Genomic DNA, 16,762 nt, shown 5'->3' with positions numbered 1-16,762 from the left:
TTTTAAAATTGAAACAATGAAAAAATTAAAATATATATCGTTTGCTCTTATCGGATTTTTGTCGTTGGCAAGCTGCGAAAGCGAGCTGGATACAGCTCCTACTGATCAGGCCAGCAGTGTAGAAGTTTTCAAAACAGCCGAAAGTGCTGAGACGGTAGTGAACGGTACCTGGGCAAAATTTAATAATGATGGAACAACCTATGCCAATATCGGGTATTCCACTGTATTGAGAGCCAGTGATGCCATGGGAAGTGATGTGGCAGTATTGACCAATAAGTATGGTTTCGCTTCTACCTATGCCTTTACAGAAATGGTGAACAGTACAGCAAGCCGCCCGCTGTTTATCTGGACTATGTTGTATTCCACCATCAATAATATGAATAATGTGATTACAAGAATTGATGGAACGGAAGGCAGCCAGGAGAAAAAGGATCAGGTGAAAGGCCAGGCAAAGGCATTACGTGCTTTCTGTTACCTGAATCTGGCGAGTTTTTACCAGTTCAGCTATCTTAAAGACAAATCAGCGTTGACAGCCCCGATTTATACAGAACCTTCCACAACAAGCACAGTAGGGAAGAAGAGAGCAAGCCTTGAAGAAATTTATACTTTGATTAAAAGTGATCTTACCGACGCCGATAACCTGTTGAAAAATTATACAAGAAATAATAAGGATAAGATCAATCGTTCTGTGGTAAACGGACTTTTAGCAAGAACTTACCTGAATACAGGAGAATGGAGCAAAGCTTCAGCATCAGCAAAAATCGCAAGGGAAGGATTTTCTCTTATGGCTCCGGAAAAATATAAGGATGGTTTCAATGATATCAACAACGCAGAATGGATCTGGGGACATGCACAGACCCAGGAACAGTCTGATGAAAGTTATGCCTTCCATTATCTGGATGTATCTTCCTCAGGAAGTTATTATTACAGCTTTATGGCAGATCCTTATTTTAAAGACCTTTTTGATACTAATGATATCAGATTTCAATTGTTTTCATGGGACGGACAGAAAGGTAGAGAAGGATTGCTGAGGTATGCCAAGTTTAAATTTAAACCCACTCTTATTGCTGATATTGTCTACATGAGAGCTGCGGAAATGTACCTGATCGAAGCGGAAGCGGAAGCCAGAAGTGGAAATGTTTCTCAAGCGGTAGCAGTCTTGAACCAGTTGAAATCTGCCAGAAATGCTAATATTTATTCTGGATCATTGTCACAGAATGCGGTAGTAGATGCTGTTTTAATTGAAAGAAGAAAAGAATTATTCGGAGAAGGATTTTCGCTTTCAGATATTATCAGAACTCAAGGAACGGTTGTAAGAAAACCATTTGTAGATGCAGATGGGAAACCGATAAAAGTACAGATCACCACACCGGACGGAACGGTGAAAACCGTAGACGGTAAAGGGCATTCTGTTCTTGATTTCCCGGATAAATCTGCTTTTGTACCGAATAGTAATTATTATTTATTCAGTATTCCACAAAGGGAATTTGAGAATAATCCGAATTTATAGGATATAGTCCATAATTAGATTGATTTTTTTAGCCACTGCTTTTGCGGTGGCTTTTATTAAAAGAGACTGCCCAAACTTGTTGGACAGCCTAAAAAAACAAAGTTAGTGTATAAGAAATTTTCTAAAAAACTTTATTTATCATTTCTACTCTAACATCCAAACTTTCATTCATTGTTGAATTAGGTTTATAATAATTTAGCATAAAGTTTTCGGTGTCCCAAACGATATAAATGTATTCATTTAATTTAGCTTTATCAAACTTAAAGTCTTTACTGGATATTATACCTGAGCTAAATGTACCTTCTTTATCATTATTGTTATGACTTGGAAATAGATCATCTTCAAAAGCAACTTTCGGATTTCCATACAACTCTAATAATTTATTTAAGATATCTGAATGCTTTTTAGCATCATCTATGGAAAAAATTATTGAATTTATTGTATCATTGTTAATACCAATGTTAGACACTTTTACTTCTTTTCCCAAAAAGGATAAAGGTAATTTATTTTCAGATGTTTGACCTTTACTATAAGTATTTAAAGACCCTAATTTTTTTCCCAAAATATCATGTGTTAATTCCATTATTGCAAATTTTTATCTTATATTAATATAAAAATTATGTCCTCCTATTCCTCTTACTAAAGGATAATTTGAAACAGTAATAATAATGGATTCATAATTCCATCTTATAACGTCTAAATTCATAATATATTCAATATCAGTATTGTTAATATTTGTAAAAGCTTTTTTTTCAATTTTTGACTCTGAAAAATTACTATTTTGTACTTTTTCTTCATGCCAAGTATTCTCTGTATTTTGTATTGGAGAGCCTAATCTATGTATTAAATCATTTATAAGACTGTATTTGTCAGAAATATTTAAAACCAAGTCAATACTTAAAAGAACTCTATCTAACTTGTTTAATGAAATATATATAACATTTTTTTTAAGAAAAGTATACTTTATTTCATTTTTTATTTCTTTTTCTTCAAGCAAAGAATGTACATTATCAAAAATATCCATACTTAATTTATTTTTAATTATTATTTTCTTTAAAACCAAGACCCTCTCCAATTAGAATGCATAAATTTTCTCATAGTATTGAAAGGAGCTTGGAAACTAGATGTTCCTTTTTCAAACCGTAAATTTAAATCTATTGTATTTTTTAACAATAAATCCATTTCTTGTTGAGTAAATATACCTTCTTGCAATTTAACTTTCAATGATAGAGCATCTAATCCAGCATCAATGGCTTTAGCAAAGATTCTTTGTGCATTAGTTGGTATTCCAGCGTGCTTAATTGTAACACTCATATAGAGGGTTCTAACTGTTCTAAAGCTCGCCTTACCCACTCCTGTATTATCTAAGAAATAAAACGTGTCATTGATATTATTTACTCCCGCAACATAATTTATTCCAACTTTATTAATCATTATAGATTCAGGATCAGTTCCAAAGATTCCTAAAGGACTATTCGCCTTCATTATCTTCATAATTGAAGAGTCTCCATCTCCATCCCCATCTGATTTAGAAGCCTTGAAAAGATTGTCGCCTCTGTGAGCCAGATGATTAAAAATAGCGACAATAGCACCAATCTTCACGCCTTCCCAGAAATTTCCTCCGGAAAGGGCAGACCCCACACCACCGGAAAGCATTCCCAAAGCAACCTGGCTTACACCGCTGTACGCAGCAGCTCCAACAGCTTGTCCATACCCAAACGATACAGCACTTGACAAAAATGCACTGGCAGCCGCAGTAAAGAAATTACCTCCCTGCATAAAGCTCAGCGTTCCCTGTACCCCCGCATGGACGAGACTTTTTAAAGCCTCATTTCCTATACTTGCTGTAGCAGTAGAAAAGACATCTCCTATAACAGTTGTTATCCCCGCACTTATCAAACTCATTACAATACTAGAATATAAGTTGAGAATATTAAACTTCGCACCAGTAATCAAAACAGTAGCAGTGTAAGAGACTACAGCAAAAAGTAACGCTTTAACAATAGGAATTGCAAAAATCTGCCAGAATTCACCACTCGGATCATTAAACATCAATGGATTATTCATTACATACCCATACTTATTGTAATTCTGGGTATTGTATGGATCCTGTATATTTTCATCAGCATTTAAGAATCTTCTTAATAGTGGATCATACAGCCTTCCGTTCATATGGATAATTCCTATCTCTGCAAAATGCTCATGACTAGTATACCCACGATCTATAATGAGATCCTTCGACAGGCTCAGGATGACATTTTTGTCTGTAATGATGGATCCGTTTCCGATTTTTAAATGGGTGAAATTACCCCATGCATCAAAATGTCTTTGTTCTAGTTTATTTCCAGCTTCATCAGTGATAGCTAAGATACTTCCTATATAATCTTTATGTAGGAATTTGTAAGTACCGCTACTCTCCGTAAAGTTCTTTAAATATACAATATTTGATTCATAAGGTGTACCCCCAATATAAATGATATGCTTTTCTTTTCCGGTCGTATTATCTTTTACGATTTCATAGCTTCCGTCTTCACTGTAAAATTTGGTAAACTTACCATCTCCATCATTACTAAAATCGCCACCATAGGTAACTCTTTGTCTCATATTCGTAAGTCCATACTGGAAGGCAACATCTCCTTTCATTCCATCAATAAAAACTGGATCATTGTTTTCGTTATAAGCAATGCTTTGGATTAAGTCATTGTTATAATTCTGAGTTCCTGCCGCATTCAACGTCATTCCGGTTGGCTGGTAAATCTTGGCAGAATTTTCATACTTCATCGCTCCTACCTGATCGTTCTCCATGATTCTACCCTTAATATCGTAAACATTTCGGTTGGAAGATGGTTTAACTCCTGTTACCGGATTTGTCCAATTTACCAAACGGTTATTATCATCGTAATCAAAAGATTCTACAATATTGAAATCTCCTCCCGTTGTTCTACTATTCAATTCATTTTTAATGGCATTGAATGAATAAGAAAGTTGAAGGATACTTGGTTTTACTGTTGAAGAATGGTTAACATTGGCTAAGAAACCATTACCATCGTATATATTATTAATATTAGCAGCACCTAATTTTGCTTTCAATACCTGACCTTTGGCATTGGCTTCTGTCAATTCCCAAAGGGTTTTGCCCGAATTTTTATCTTTTACCAGATACAATTCTCCATTCCATGCGCTATACATATTTTCAATCTGAACTTTAGTAAGAGCACCGGAAGAATAGAGCTGCTTTTCATAAGAAATTACCCTTCCTTTATCATCATAGGTAATTCCTTTCTGGATAAAGTATTTTCCGTTGCTGCTTTCTGAGGATGATAGTACTCTTCCCTGTTGATCATAAGACACATTTGAACTGTAAACTTTTCCTTTAGATGTTCCATCTTTTGAAACTAACCTTCCTTTATTATCATAAGTAAAAGAAATTGTTTTGTTGGTAGCCTGTCCTCCGTCTATACTTGAAATTTCCGTCTGAGCAACCAACTGTCCCAGATTATTATACGTATATTCCTTTGTTCCTTTCGGACTTATAATCTTCTTCGGCTGCCCGAATCCGTCATATTCATATTTATACAATCCGTTGGAAGGATCATTAAATTCTGATTTTCTTCCCCAGGAATCGTATTTTGTGGTGACAATATTTTCTGCATACTGTGCTTTGATTTGCTCTCCGGCTGCATTATAGGAGAAGATAATCGTTCCTCCTTTGTCCGTTGAAGAAACTACATTTCCTAAAGCATCAGTGGTTTTGGAAGTAGTTCTTCCATAACCGTTAAGTTCTTTTACAATTGTGGTCAAGCCTGAGACAGTAGTTTCCATCTGCTTACCATTGAATGCTGTAGCGGTTGCCTTGCTGATAGGGAAAACAGAATCATCATAAGTAATGATATTCCATCCAGAAGCACTTTGCCCTTCAAAATAAGGCTCGGATTCCCTAATTTTTCTTCCCAGTATATCATATTGGATTTCTTTACAAACAAATTGTCCCTGTCCAAATGCTTTAGCAGAGGTTTTATAATCCTGACCCAACCTATTGGTAAATTTTTTAGAGATATTTCCATCAGGATCGTATTGGGTAAGAATTATATTAGCGTTATTATCTCTTTCATACTTATAGGTAGTTGTTCCTCCTAAATTGGTTTTGGAAGTTAATAACTTCCCCCAGCTATCATACGTATTGATAAGTGTATTACCTAATGGATCGGTTTGCTTTTTGATCTGTCCCCAATCATTATATTCAATAATAGTTACTAATCCTAAATTATCAGTCTTTTTCTCTACAAACCTTCCTTTAGGCTCATACAGACTTGTTTCTGTCTGAGTTTGAGAATCTACGCTATTGCTGATTGTTTTTCCGGTGATATTACCAAAACCATCGTATTTGTAGGTTTCCAGTAAGTAGCCTGTAGTATCCCTGTTCCACTTTTTTAAGGTTTTAAGAAGATTATTTTCATAAATATATTCTTCTTTGGCAGATTTTGTATCACCATAAGCTTGTACTACATCGGTTTTAGATTGAGGACGACCTACAAAGTAATCTGGTCCAATTCCTGAGAAATTATGAATATATTCAAAATTAGAATTTGTTATCGCATATCCGTTATTAACATTCAATACACTTTGCTTTGGAAGATAATAATCCCCATAAGTGATAGAAGTGTTTGTTAATGTACCATTTAGAAAATCCTTTGTTTTAGTACTTGTGGGAATAGTAGCTGTTACAACTTTTGATTTATCAGTATCAGCAATTACTCCCGTTACAATTTGCCCGTTTAATAGCTTATCTGTTTGGTAAACAGTAGATTTAAAACTTAATAACTGGGTGTTGTTTTCAGAAATATCAGAAGGAAATATTTTAGATTCATCGTTGGTCGAGATATTCCATTCTTTTACCGGGAGCCCATCAAAAAGAGGATCCATTTCTACTCCTGACCAGATTTTAGTATTTTCAAAACCGTCTGCATACCATGACGAGCGGGCAGATTGATAATAGCCCATCATCCCTTTTCCATGCATATGCCCGGTCATCCCTCTGTATCGAAAATCCTGCTTTCTTCCTTCTTGTCTTAACAGAGATACAGCATAGGATTGGTCAACCCTGTTTAAAGAAAAATAAGGATAATATTCTTTTTTAACCTTTTGATAAAAATTAGGATTAACAGTATTATTCGGGATTATTTCTAAATAATCAGCTGATGTTGTAATCCCTCCCTGGGTAATGGTTTGCACTCGGGACAACTTTCCAACAGAAGAAGTGGATTTAAGCTTGTGCATCCTTTCTTTCCAGAATAAAAAAACATCATAATAATTATTGTTGACCTTTACCTGTGAAGTGATCGGAGAGAATAGAGTAAAGTTGCCTACATCATTGGTTACATAATTATATCCTCCATACGTATAGCTGGTAAAGAAATCAGGGCTGCCATTTGTTGTAGCCCCGTTAGCAGTATAAGCATCAATAGTATAGCCAAAGTATCGGTTAAGTATAAGTCCGCTTGAATTTACCTGCCCTGCCTTGTTAAAAGGGAGGATATGGACAATATCTGATTTCCCATCTTTATTGATGTCTGACACTGCATATACGTGCTGGTATATATTAAAAGTAGGGTAATTACTATTTTGATAGTCATTAGGTTTTCTGTATTTCAAGAAATCTGTTTTTAGAAAATTGGAAAATCCTTTTCCAGTTCCCATATAAAACCTCCAGTCATCTTTTTCTTTGTTATCTGTTGTTGGGATCGTAAAGTCAAGGTTTCCATCACCGTTAAAGTCTCCAAATAAAACAGGAAATTCAGGTGCTTTTGTTTCGGCTAAATTGCCTGTGAATCTAATTTTCTTCAGATACTGATTAGGAGCTGTTTTTACAAACTCAAATACAGTATAGGCGGTATTGGAAACATCAATAATATCTACTTTTCTGTCTCCATCTACATCCAGATATTGTTGTTTATAATATGAATTTTCATTGATTGCGGAATCAACAGTATAGGTAGCGACAGGATTATTTACATTCTTTAAGTCAATAATAAAATTTCCGACTGTATAAGTAGTACAATCAAGTATTGTACATGGGGGAGGACGGCTAACGGTACCATCAGCACTTTTATCGCTACAGTTAGGATCCGGGATCCAACGACAAAGTTCTTGCTTTAATGTTAAAAATATATCTGAAATACCATCTCCATTAAGATCACCTTCGTTAAATATAGGGGATAACATTCGACAGCCTGCAGGATAAGGATCAGTTGTACTTTGTGTACATTGTGATTCATCATATACGGCCTTTTCAAATATCTTTACAAAAGCATTATTTCTGAATATATAACCTACTACTTTACCACTTTCATATTGAAAAATCCCATTTCCATTATAAATCTCCCCTTCTTCATCTAACAGCGTGCTGATAACTTTAGCTTCAGCATTAAAGGTTTTACCTGTTGAAATATCAGTATAGGTGTCATTTAATCCTCCAAGCTTTATTGTTCCGTTATTCATAACAAAATCCAGATAGGAATCACCATTAAAATCTCCTGACAATTTTACATTCTCAAAGCTATCTACATTATTGTTCGAAAACTCTAAAACAGGCTGGGTAGGAGCTGGATAAGTAAAAGCTACCGGATTAGCTGCACTGTTGTCTGTATTATACTCAGTTATCTTATCAACTGATTGATAATTTGTTCCATTTTTAATATAATTAATTCCATATTTTTTAAATTGGCTACCATTTGAAATTACCTTAATTTCGGACAAAAGTTTATTTTGATCATATCTTAATCCCTGTACATATGACTGTTCGGTCAAGTCCCTGTCTATATAAGTAAATTCAATGCTGTTATAATGAGGTTTATTTAATGTTTCATTTCCTCCCCATGTTATAGTGGATATTCTGGACACACCACCATTTATGCCCGCGGAACCAAGTGGTGTATATTCATAGCTGTATGTGATGAAGTTCCCTTGAGGATCTTTCCATTTTGTGATGTTATACTCCAATGCTGGGGTTGTATCTCCCATAAATCCTGATGAAAATGTTTTTTCATATTTAGCTTGAGATCCATTTTCAAAAGTCACTTCCCAATAGTTGGGTCCTGAAATGTTTAAACTATTTCCAACAGATTTAATTTTTACGTTAGAGTATTTTTCCGTCACATATTCAGCGCCATCCTTACCATATTCTCCTGATTTTAAAATTAATCTTTGACCATTAAAGCTATAATAATCGGAATAATCCAATTGTATTCCTTTTATTTCTCCATCCTTCTCAATATTTTTACCAACTCTGGAGATAGAGGTAACACCTGAAATGTTCCAGCCATATCCTGCTATTCCATTGGAAGAACCGCTGGTATACATCAAATTAATTTGTGGAGCTACGCTTTTCACCCCGGGAGGCAAAGCAATAGGTAAAGTAAATTGTAATTGCCCGGCTCCGTTAACCTCAATATTACCCTTGGTATCATGAAAACTCTTTCCATCCGGAGCTGTCGTTCCCGATGGATTAGTTGCCCCCGCATTTGAATCGGCAGGACCACCGCCCGGATTCTCCGTAGCAGGACCAATTTTAGCTATAAATGGATTTGATGAGCTGGAAGACGCTCGAAATCCTGGTGCCAGCACCACTGTTTGTGGATCCTGAACCGTTCTCGAAGTACTCTCTGCCTGATACAGTATGGTTTGTGAAAAGCCCATTACTGCCCATAATGACAGTATGAATGATGAAAATACTTGTATTTTCTTATCGTAAAGTTTCATGGTTATTTATCGTTTGGTGATGTTTTTACTGAAAATTCTGCCATCTTTTAGCGTAAAGCGCAAAACATACACTCCCCAGCCATAACCTGTCATATTGATTTTAACCTGACGGTTTAAGTCCGGGATATTCTGTTGCTGGAATTTCCAGTGAATTGTACTGTGCTGATACAATGAAACGGATTCTATAAGCCCATCCACTTCTTCTGTCCAGTCTATGGTAAGATAGTCATTAACAGGAACCGGGAACAGGCGTATTTGTTTCAGGAATGTTTTTTCATCAATAACAGGAGCTTGTCTGGTAACAGCTGCTACCTTTGATTCTTTTGAAACCATTCCTTCGGCTTGTTTACCAGCAGCGTCGATTCCCCTGTATCGCTGGTTTCCGGCCTCATCATATTTGAAATACACTTCGGTTTGGGAATAGCCGAAGAATCCTATCATCAGGGATGATAGTGAGAGTAATTTTCTTTTCATTGGTGGTTATTTTTGTGTTGATAAGAGTTGCTGAACCTGAGTTTTTAGTTCTTGAAGCTCTTCGGACTGTTTTTTTAACATCTTAATTTCCTCTGCTTGAAACTTTAATTGCTTATTTTGTTCAATAGAGTATAATGTCAATTCTTCAATCTTCTCAAGCAGCTTAGAATTCATCTCAGCAACGTTAATTCCGTTTTTCAGTACTTCCTGAGCAGTGGGAATGTTGGGCAAATGCCCTTTTTCAATAATATGTTTTTCAACATCCTCTAAAGATTTCAGCTGATATTCTTTTTTAAAAACATAATCTGCCCATACATTGGTTTTTACTTCAACTTCTTTAGCCTTAATCTTACCGTCAAATCTGGCAATAGCATTGTTGAAAAACTTGACCCATGTTCCGTTATAAGCATCCTGAATACCAAAATAAGTGGAACCGTCATTACCATCATTAGGTTGGGCGATAATGATATTGTGGCTTGTACCTTTATTTCTTAGAACTGTATCTCCGATTTGCCCACCCCAGCAGCCATTACATCCTGATTTTCCGATCTGGAATGATCCCAAAGAATTAGCAATCTCAAAAGCCGGATTGTCTTCCTTATAGATTCTGAAATACGCTTCATCACTTCCTCCCGGATCATTAATGCCTACTTTTACTACACCATTGGGAAGAATGTTCATCACTTTTGTATTGTTCGTTTTAAAAATCAGAGGTTGATTATCCGTAGTTCCAATAAAATTATTGGATGGGTTAGTTCCTGAATTTCCTGTTGTACTCCAACTTTGTGCAAATGTAAATGATGACACTAAGAATGCCATCGAAAATAATTGAGTTTTCATATCGTGTTTTTTATTATATGTTTAAATAAATATTTTTTCTATTGAATATCTAAAAATCAAAAAACAGAACCCCTGCCATTACTATTATTTTATAATACTATGAAAGATCGATCTTATAGGTCCTCATTCTATATCTATTTGTATCTCCATGTGAATGATTAAACAGTAAATACAAATCATATTGTAGATCATTTTTTTATTATCCACACATCTTGAGATATATTACTGTTAGCTAGATCATCAGAATAAACAATATGGTTCAGTATAGTAAAATCTTTAAATAAGTATTTTACAAATGTTTCCGGATGGAAAGCAGAATACATTCTATGTCCTTCTTTCGTATTGCCCCGTACTACAAGTTTTCCATTAGTAAATTCTTTTAACTCAGAGGACGTAAGCTTTGACTTAAAATTGTTTCCCTGCAGACTTACAATTAAGATCCCGTCTTTTTTTAAAACTCTTCTAAGTTCATTAATCCACTCAGTATGCATTTTTTCAGATAAATGAGTAAAAATTGAAATCCCATAAATTATATCAAAAAAATCATTTTCATAGTGTAATGGTGGAGATAGGTGATTTGTTTTAAAATCAATATGATCTATACTTTTTGAACACCAATCTATTGACTCTTCATTATAATCTGTTGCAAAAAATTGGTTAGTCTCTTCCAAAAGAGTGGGCATATGTCTAATTACTCTCCCCGGACCACATCCCCAATCTAAAATTTTTTTATGTTTAATCTCTTTGTGATTTCTAATTAAACCTATAATCCATTCTGCTGTTACTTTCCCTCCATTATAATAGCTGTCATAATCTAATAAGAAAGATTCATACATTAGATAATCTTTAGGGAGCTTAGTATTTGGATGAATTGACCTGAATTTCTTGTTTTTTTTATACATTTTTAACCAGGTATAATAAAACCTGATTTGGTCAGCGGAACGGAGTAATTTTAGTTTTCTTAAATACTTGGATAACTTACTTTTTATTTTCATTTTGCGTTTTCTATCCCAAAACTATTTATATTTTATATGGTTTCAAAGTACCTTTTCGTAATTACGAATACCTTTCTAAAAGTTTCTGAAACAGACTAATGATCTGCAAAAATATAAGCGTTTTATAGTTTTTTTTTGAGATTAGTGTGTTTGCAATTTGTGTATCTGTCTGAATTACAATTTGAATACAAAAATAAATCCTCTGTCGTTTATACTTCTTTTTAAGTATATAAGCTTTTTTTTAAACTAAAATTCATTCGATCAAATAAACTTGATTTAAAACTATATTTTTAATAATCCAGTTATATAAAGAAAAGTTTCAATTTTGCAAAAAATATCTACCTTTGTACCATGAACCTCTTAAGATGGATACTGGCAATTTATTTCATGGCACTATCATTGATGCCATGTGCTGATGTGTCTCATCCACAGAATTCCGGGAATAAAATAGTTTCCCTGAGTGTTCAGGAAAACCATTCAAAAGAAAAAGGAGATATCTGTTCTCCTCTGTGTGCCTGCAGTTGTTGTCAGATAACAGTTTCAGCATTTAAGATGGATCCTTTACTGGAGATTCCTGAGCAGATTCCTGCTTATTTTTCAAAGAAGATCTTGTTCCACAAAAATGACTTTGCTTACCAGGTTTACGATCCTATATGGCAGCCTCCTAAAATTTAATTTTTATTGACTTTTAGAAAGCTTTTGCTTTCTGATATTTACCTGTGCTTAAAACTTTGCAATACCATTGCAGAGGTTTTCAGGATATTTTTGCTGCAGTATTTTATACTGTGTGCGTTCACTTTTCAATAAAAATTAAATATCAATCGTGTTAGATAAAATTATAAAATTCAGTATCAAAAACAAGGTGATCATTGGATTGATGACGTTGGTGCTGATCATCTGGGGAACATGGAGTGCCACCAGATTACCGATAGATGCTGTACCGGATATCACCAATAACCAGGTACAGATTATTACCGTATGTCCTACATTGGCAGGACAGGAAGTGGAACAGTTGGTGACCTTTCCTATTGAACAGAGTATTGCCAATGTTCCTGATATTCAGGAAACAAGAAGTATTTCAAGATTTGGGCTTTCTGTGATTACAGTAGTGTTCAAAGAAAATGTAGATGTTTACTTTGCGAGACAGCTCATCAATGAACAGCTGAAAAATGCAGTAGAAGAAATTCCGAAAGGAGTAGGAACTCCCGAGCTGGCTCCCGTGAGTACAGGACTTGGAGAAGTATACCAGTATATTCTCCATCCTAAAAAAGGAAGCGAAAAGAAATACAATGCTAAAGAACTCCGTACCATGCAGGACTGGATCGTTCGCAGACAGCTGAACGGAACACCGGGAGTGGCGGAGATCAACAGTTTCGGAGGTGAATTAAAACAATATGAAGTAGCTATTGATCCCAATCGGTTAAAAGCAATGGGAACAAGCATCACCGAAATTTTTACAGCGCTTGAAAAAAACAATCAGAATACAGGAGGAGCTTATATTGATAAAAAGCCCAATGCCTATTTCATCCGTGGAATTGGTTTGGTTACCTCTTTGGAAGATATCAAAAATATCGCTGTTAAAAACGAAACAGGAAGCGTTCCGATCTTTATAAAGGATGTTGCTGATGTCCGATTAGGAAGTGCCGTTCGTTACGGGGCATTAACCTATGACGGGAAAGTAGATGCCGTAGGTGGAGTAGTCATGATGTTGAAAGGGGCAAACAGTAATGAAGTGGTAAGCAATATCAAAGCAAAAATTCCGACCATTCAGAAATCTCTTCCCGATGACGTTATCATTGAACCGTTTCTGGACAGAACAGACCTTGTAGACAGAGCGATCAATACCGTTGAGAAAAACCTCATCGAAGGAGCACTGATCGTTATTTTCGTTCTTGTGATTTTTCTTGGAAACCTGAGAGCCGGACTTATCGTGGCTTCGGCCATTCCGCTTTCCCTGTTATTTGCTTTGGGAATGATGAATGTTTTCGGAGTGAGTGCCAATCTGATGAGTCTTGGAGCCATAGACTTCGGACTGATTGTAGATGGTGCGGTAATCATTGTAGAAGCAACGTTACATCATTTGGGCGTAAGAAAATCTGTCCGCGCTTTGACGCAGTCCGAAATGGATGAAGAAGTATTCCTTTCTGCATCAAAAATCAGAAGCAGTGCCGCCTTCGGAGAAATCATCATCCTTATCGTATACATCCCGATCCTTACCCTGGCAGGTGTAGAAGGAAAAATGTTTACCCCAATGGCCAAAACAGTAGGATTTGCCATTCTGGGAGCCTTGATTCTGTCACTGACCTACATTCCGATGATGAGCGCTTTGTTTTTATCTAAGAAAGTATCCCACAAAGAAACTTTCTCCGATAAAATGATGAACCGTCTTCAAAAGATCTATCAGCCACTATTACAAAAAGCAATCAAAGTAAAGTATATCATTGTTTCTGCAACAGCTGTAGTGTTCCTTATCTCTGCTTTTATCTTTAAAAATATGGGTGGGGAATTTATCCCGCAGCTGCAGGAGGGAGATTTTGCATTCCACTGTATACTGCCACAGGGAAGTTCTTTGAGTCAGAGTATAGAAACCTCCATGCAGGCATCAAGAATTATCAAACAGTTTGATGAGGTCAAAATGGTCGTTGGGAAAACCGGTTCTGCTGAGGTTCCTACAGATCCTATGCCTCCTGAAGCAACCGATATGATCGTAGTATTAAAACCGCAAAGTGAATGGAAAACCAAGAAGTCCTACAACGAACTCGCGGATGAGATCAGTGAAAAACTGGAAACCATTCCAGGAGTATTTTTTGAGAAAAACCAGCCTATTCAGATGCGTTTCAATGAGTTGATGACCGGCATCAGACAGGATGTTGCTGTAAAGATTTTTGGAGAAAACCTGGATTCTTTAGCGATGTATGCGGATAAAGTCGGTAAAATCATTCAGACGGTTGATGGAGCTACGGCGCCTCAGATTGAAAGGGTGAGCGGTCTTCCACAGATCAACGTTCAATATGACAGAACAAGAATCGCTAATTACGGATTAAATATCGAAGATGTCAACAATGCAGTAAGCACAGCCTTTGCTGGAAAAGCTGCCGGACAGGTTTTTGAAAATGAAAGACGTTTTGATCTGGTTGTCCGCCTGGACAGTCTTCACAGAACAGATATTTCAGATGTGAATAACCTGATGATAACATCCGCCAGCGGAGCTCAGATTCCATTGTCACAGGTGGCTAATATAAGTTATAAGCTGGGGCCGGCACAGATCAGCCGTGAACAGGGAAAACGGAGAATTGTGATCGGATTCAATGTGAAAGACAGGGATGTGGAAAGTGTGGTGAAAGATATTCAGGCAAAACTGGAGAAAGTGAAACTTCCTTCCGGATACTACTTTACCTACGGAGGTCAGTTTGAAAATCTTCAGGAAGCCAGCAAGCGCTTGATGATCGCTGTTCCGGTATCATTGCTTCTGATTTTTATGCTTCTGTATTTTACTTTCCGTTCATTCAAACAGGCTGCATTGATCTTTACAGCCATTCCTATGAGTGCGATCGGTGGTGTATTTGCCCTTCTTGTAAGAGATATGCCTTTCAGTATCAGTGCCGGAATCGGGTTTATTGCCCTGTTTGGAGTAGCGGTATTGAACGGAATTGTTTTGATCGGAACATTCAATCAATTAGAAAAAGAAGGTGAAGCGGATATTCTGAAAAGAGTCTTTGAAGGAACAAAAACAAGATTAAGACCTGTACTGATGACGGCTACCGTAGCTTCACTAGGATTTTTGCCAATGGCTATTTCCACCGGAGCCGGAGCTGAAGTACAGAAACCTTTGGCGACAGTAGTAATTGGGGGGCTGGTAACGGCAACATTCCTTACATTATTCGTTTTACCGATGCTGTATATCATTTTTAACACAAAGATTTTGAAAAGAAAAAATAATAATACGGGAATGTTTACGGCAGTTCTTGTTGTAGGATTGATGATGCTGGGACAGACTTTTAAAGCACAGTCCAGGCCTATTTCTGTGGAACAGGCGGTAGAGCAGGCAGTGAATAATAACTTAACCCTGCAGTCAAAAGACTTAAGCATTAAATCTGCTGAAGCATTGAGGGCAACAGCAAAAGAACTTCCGAAATTGAGCTTTGAAGCACAGCTTGGGCAATACAACAGCCCAAAGTTTGACCAATCGTTTGCGATCTCACAGAGTATTCCTTTTCCGACACTTTTTAAAGCAAGAAAAGATTTAATCAGTGAGAATATTAAAAGCAAGCAGATTGATAAGGAGATTACAGCCAATGAGTTGATAAAACAGGTGCGGACTTACTATTATCAGATTGAATATCTTCAGTATAACAAGGCCCAGCTGACCAGCCTGGATCAATATTATGAGGAATTCATCAGAATTGCAACCGTAAGATTCAAAGCAGGTGATATCAAGAAAATTGAGATCAGTACTGCAGAAACCCAGAAAGGGGAAATTGATCTTTTGCTCAGACAAAATGAAGTCTATCTGAATAATGCCTATAAGAATTTAAAAACTCTTATGAACACTTCGGAAGATATTGAAGTCCCGTTTAATAAAGACTATATTCCTTTGAAAGCAGAAAATGTACTCGATAGTGCGGTAGTTGCCAACAATCCTACGGTGAAAGCTTTTTACCAGGAAATGGAAATCGCCGAAAAAAACAAGAAAGTTGAAAAATCACTGGGGCTGCCAGATTTCAGTTTAGGATATACCAACCAGTCCTTGATAGGTCTTCATACCATCAACGGGCAGGAGAATTTTTATAATTCAGGAAAACGTTTTCAGTCAGCAACAGTAGGAGTAGCGATTCCATTGACGTTTGGAGCTACAAAAGCAAGAATTCAGGCACTGGAATATGAAAAACAGGTTGCAGAAACCAATGCTAGAATGCAGCAGAAACAGCTTTCCGCTCAGTTGGAAAATGCTTTCAGCCAATATCAGCAGGATATCCAGCAATATGAATATTACACAGGTCAGGCGCTTCCTAACGCTGAGAAAATCGTGAAAGCAGCACAATTAGGATATAAAACGGGGGAAATTTCCTATGTAGAATATCTTTTTGCCCTGCAGACTGCCACAAATATTCAATTAAAATACCTGGAATCTATCCAGCAGGTGAACCAATCTGTCGTTACTATTAATTCAATCATCAATAAATAA

Annotated in this window: 9 protein-coding genes; 3 read left to right on the top strand and 6 right to left on the bottom strand. The window is 36.3% G+C overall.

Translation table 11 applies throughout. The features are described from left to right. The first annotated feature begins 16 nt into the window (after positions 1–16). On the top strand, positions 17–1,510 hold the full coding sequence (locus AC5YGI_RS00295; RefSeq protein WP_496167260.1) for a RagB/SusD family nutrient uptake outer membrane protein: 1,494 nt from the start codon (positions 17–19) through the stop codon (positions 1,508–1,510). A gap of 121 nt (positions 1,511–1,631) precedes the next feature. Here AC5YGI_RS00295 and AC5YGI_RS00290 read toward each other — a convergent pair whose 3' ends face one another. From AC5YGI_RS00290 to AC5YGI_RS00265, 6 genes are all read right to left on the bottom strand, one after another. Beyond that, positions 1,632–2,093: a hypothetical protein gene (locus AC5YGI_RS00290; protein WP_496167259.1), complete on the bottom strand. Its 462-nt coding sequence runs from the start codon at positions 2,091–2,093 to the stop codon at positions 1,632–1,634. A gap of 12 nt (positions 2,094–2,105) precedes the next feature. Further along, entirely contained in the window at positions 2,106–2,534 is a 429-nt protein-coding gene (locus AC5YGI_RS00285) for a hypothetical protein (RefSeq protein WP_330745052.1), read from the bottom strand. Between the two features lie 29 nt (positions 2,535–2,563). After that, entirely contained in the window at positions 2,564–9,268 is a 6,705-nt protein-coding gene (locus AC5YGI_RS00280; RefSeq protein ID WP_496167258.1) for an RHS repeat-associated core domain-containing protein, read from the bottom strand. Positions 9,269–9,274: 6 nt separating this feature from the next. After that, positions 9,275–9,742, bottom strand: a complete 468-nt coding sequence (locus tag AC5YGI_RS00275; protein WP_496167257.1) for a T9SS type A sorting domain-containing protein — start codon at positions 9,740–9,742, stop codon at positions 9,275–9,277. Positions 9,743–9,748: 6 nt separating this feature from the next. Then, the gene (locus AC5YGI_RS00270; RefSeq protein ID WP_330745055.1) at positions 9,749–10,582 is read right to left on the bottom strand and encodes a cell wall anchor protein; all 834 of its coding nucleotides are present in this window, start codon (positions 10,580–10,582) and stop codon (positions 9,749–9,751) included. Positions 10,583–10,770: 188 nt separating this feature from the next. Continuing rightward, positions 10,771–11,577 (bottom strand): class I SAM-dependent methyltransferase, encoded by an 807-nt coding sequence (locus AC5YGI_RS00265; protein WP_496167256.1) that lies wholly within the window; start codon positions 11,575–11,577, stop codon positions 10,771–10,773. 351 nt (positions 11,578–11,928) lie between these two features. On the opposite strand from AC5YGI_RS00265, the gene AC5YGI_RS00260 reads away from it, so the two are divergent. Then, positions 11,929–12,252: a DUF6660 family protein gene (locus AC5YGI_RS00260; RefSeq protein WP_120232553.1), complete on the top strand. Its 324-nt coding sequence runs from the start codon at positions 11,929–11,931 to the stop codon at positions 12,250–12,252. A 148-nt stretch (positions 12,253–12,400) separates the two neighbouring features. After that, positions 12,401–16,762, top strand: a complete 4,362-nt coding sequence (locus tag AC5YGI_RS00255) for a CusA/CzcA family heavy metal efflux RND transporter (RefSeq protein WP_496167255.1) — start codon at positions 12,401–12,403, stop codon at positions 16,760–16,762.

The sequence above is a fragment of the Chryseobacterium sp. CS3K3.1 genome (assembly GCF_059515165.1).
The sequence above is the reverse complement of the archived record's forward strand: the minus strand, read 5'-3'. Positions and strand labels throughout refer to the sequence as shown.

Bases quoted from the DNA above. Each gene is read 5' to 3' on its own strand.
- AC5YGI_RS00270 (WP_330745055.1), bottom strand. From the start codon at position 10,582: ATGAAAACTCAATTATTTTCGATGGCATTCTTAGTGTCATCATTTACA.
- AC5YGI_RS00275 (WP_496167257.1), bottom strand. From the start codon at position 9,742: ATGAAAAGAAAATTACTCTCACTATCATCCCTGATGATAGGATTCTTC.
- AC5YGI_RS00260 (WP_120232553.1), top strand. From the start codon at position 11,929: ATGAACCTCTTAAGATGGATACTGGCAATTTATTTCATGGCACTATCA.
- AC5YGI_RS00290 (WP_496167259.1), bottom strand. From the start codon at position 2,093: ATGGAATTAACACATGATATTTTGGGAAAAAAATTAGGGTCTTTAAAT.
- AC5YGI_RS00265 (WP_496167256.1), bottom strand. From the start codon at position 11,577: ATGAAAATAAAAAGTAAGTTATCCAAGTATTTAAGAAAACTAAAATTA.
- AC5YGI_RS00295 (WP_496167260.1), top strand. From the start codon at position 17: ATGAAAAAATTAAAATATATATCGTTTGCTCTTATCGGATTTTTGTCG.
- AC5YGI_RS00285 (WP_330745052.1), bottom strand. From the start codon at position 2,534: ATGGATATTTTTGATAATGTACATTCTTTGCTTGAAGAAAAAGAAATA.
- AC5YGI_RS00280 (WP_496167258.1), bottom strand. From the start codon at position 9,268: ATGAAACTTTACGATAAGAAAATACAAGTATTTTCATCATTCATACTG.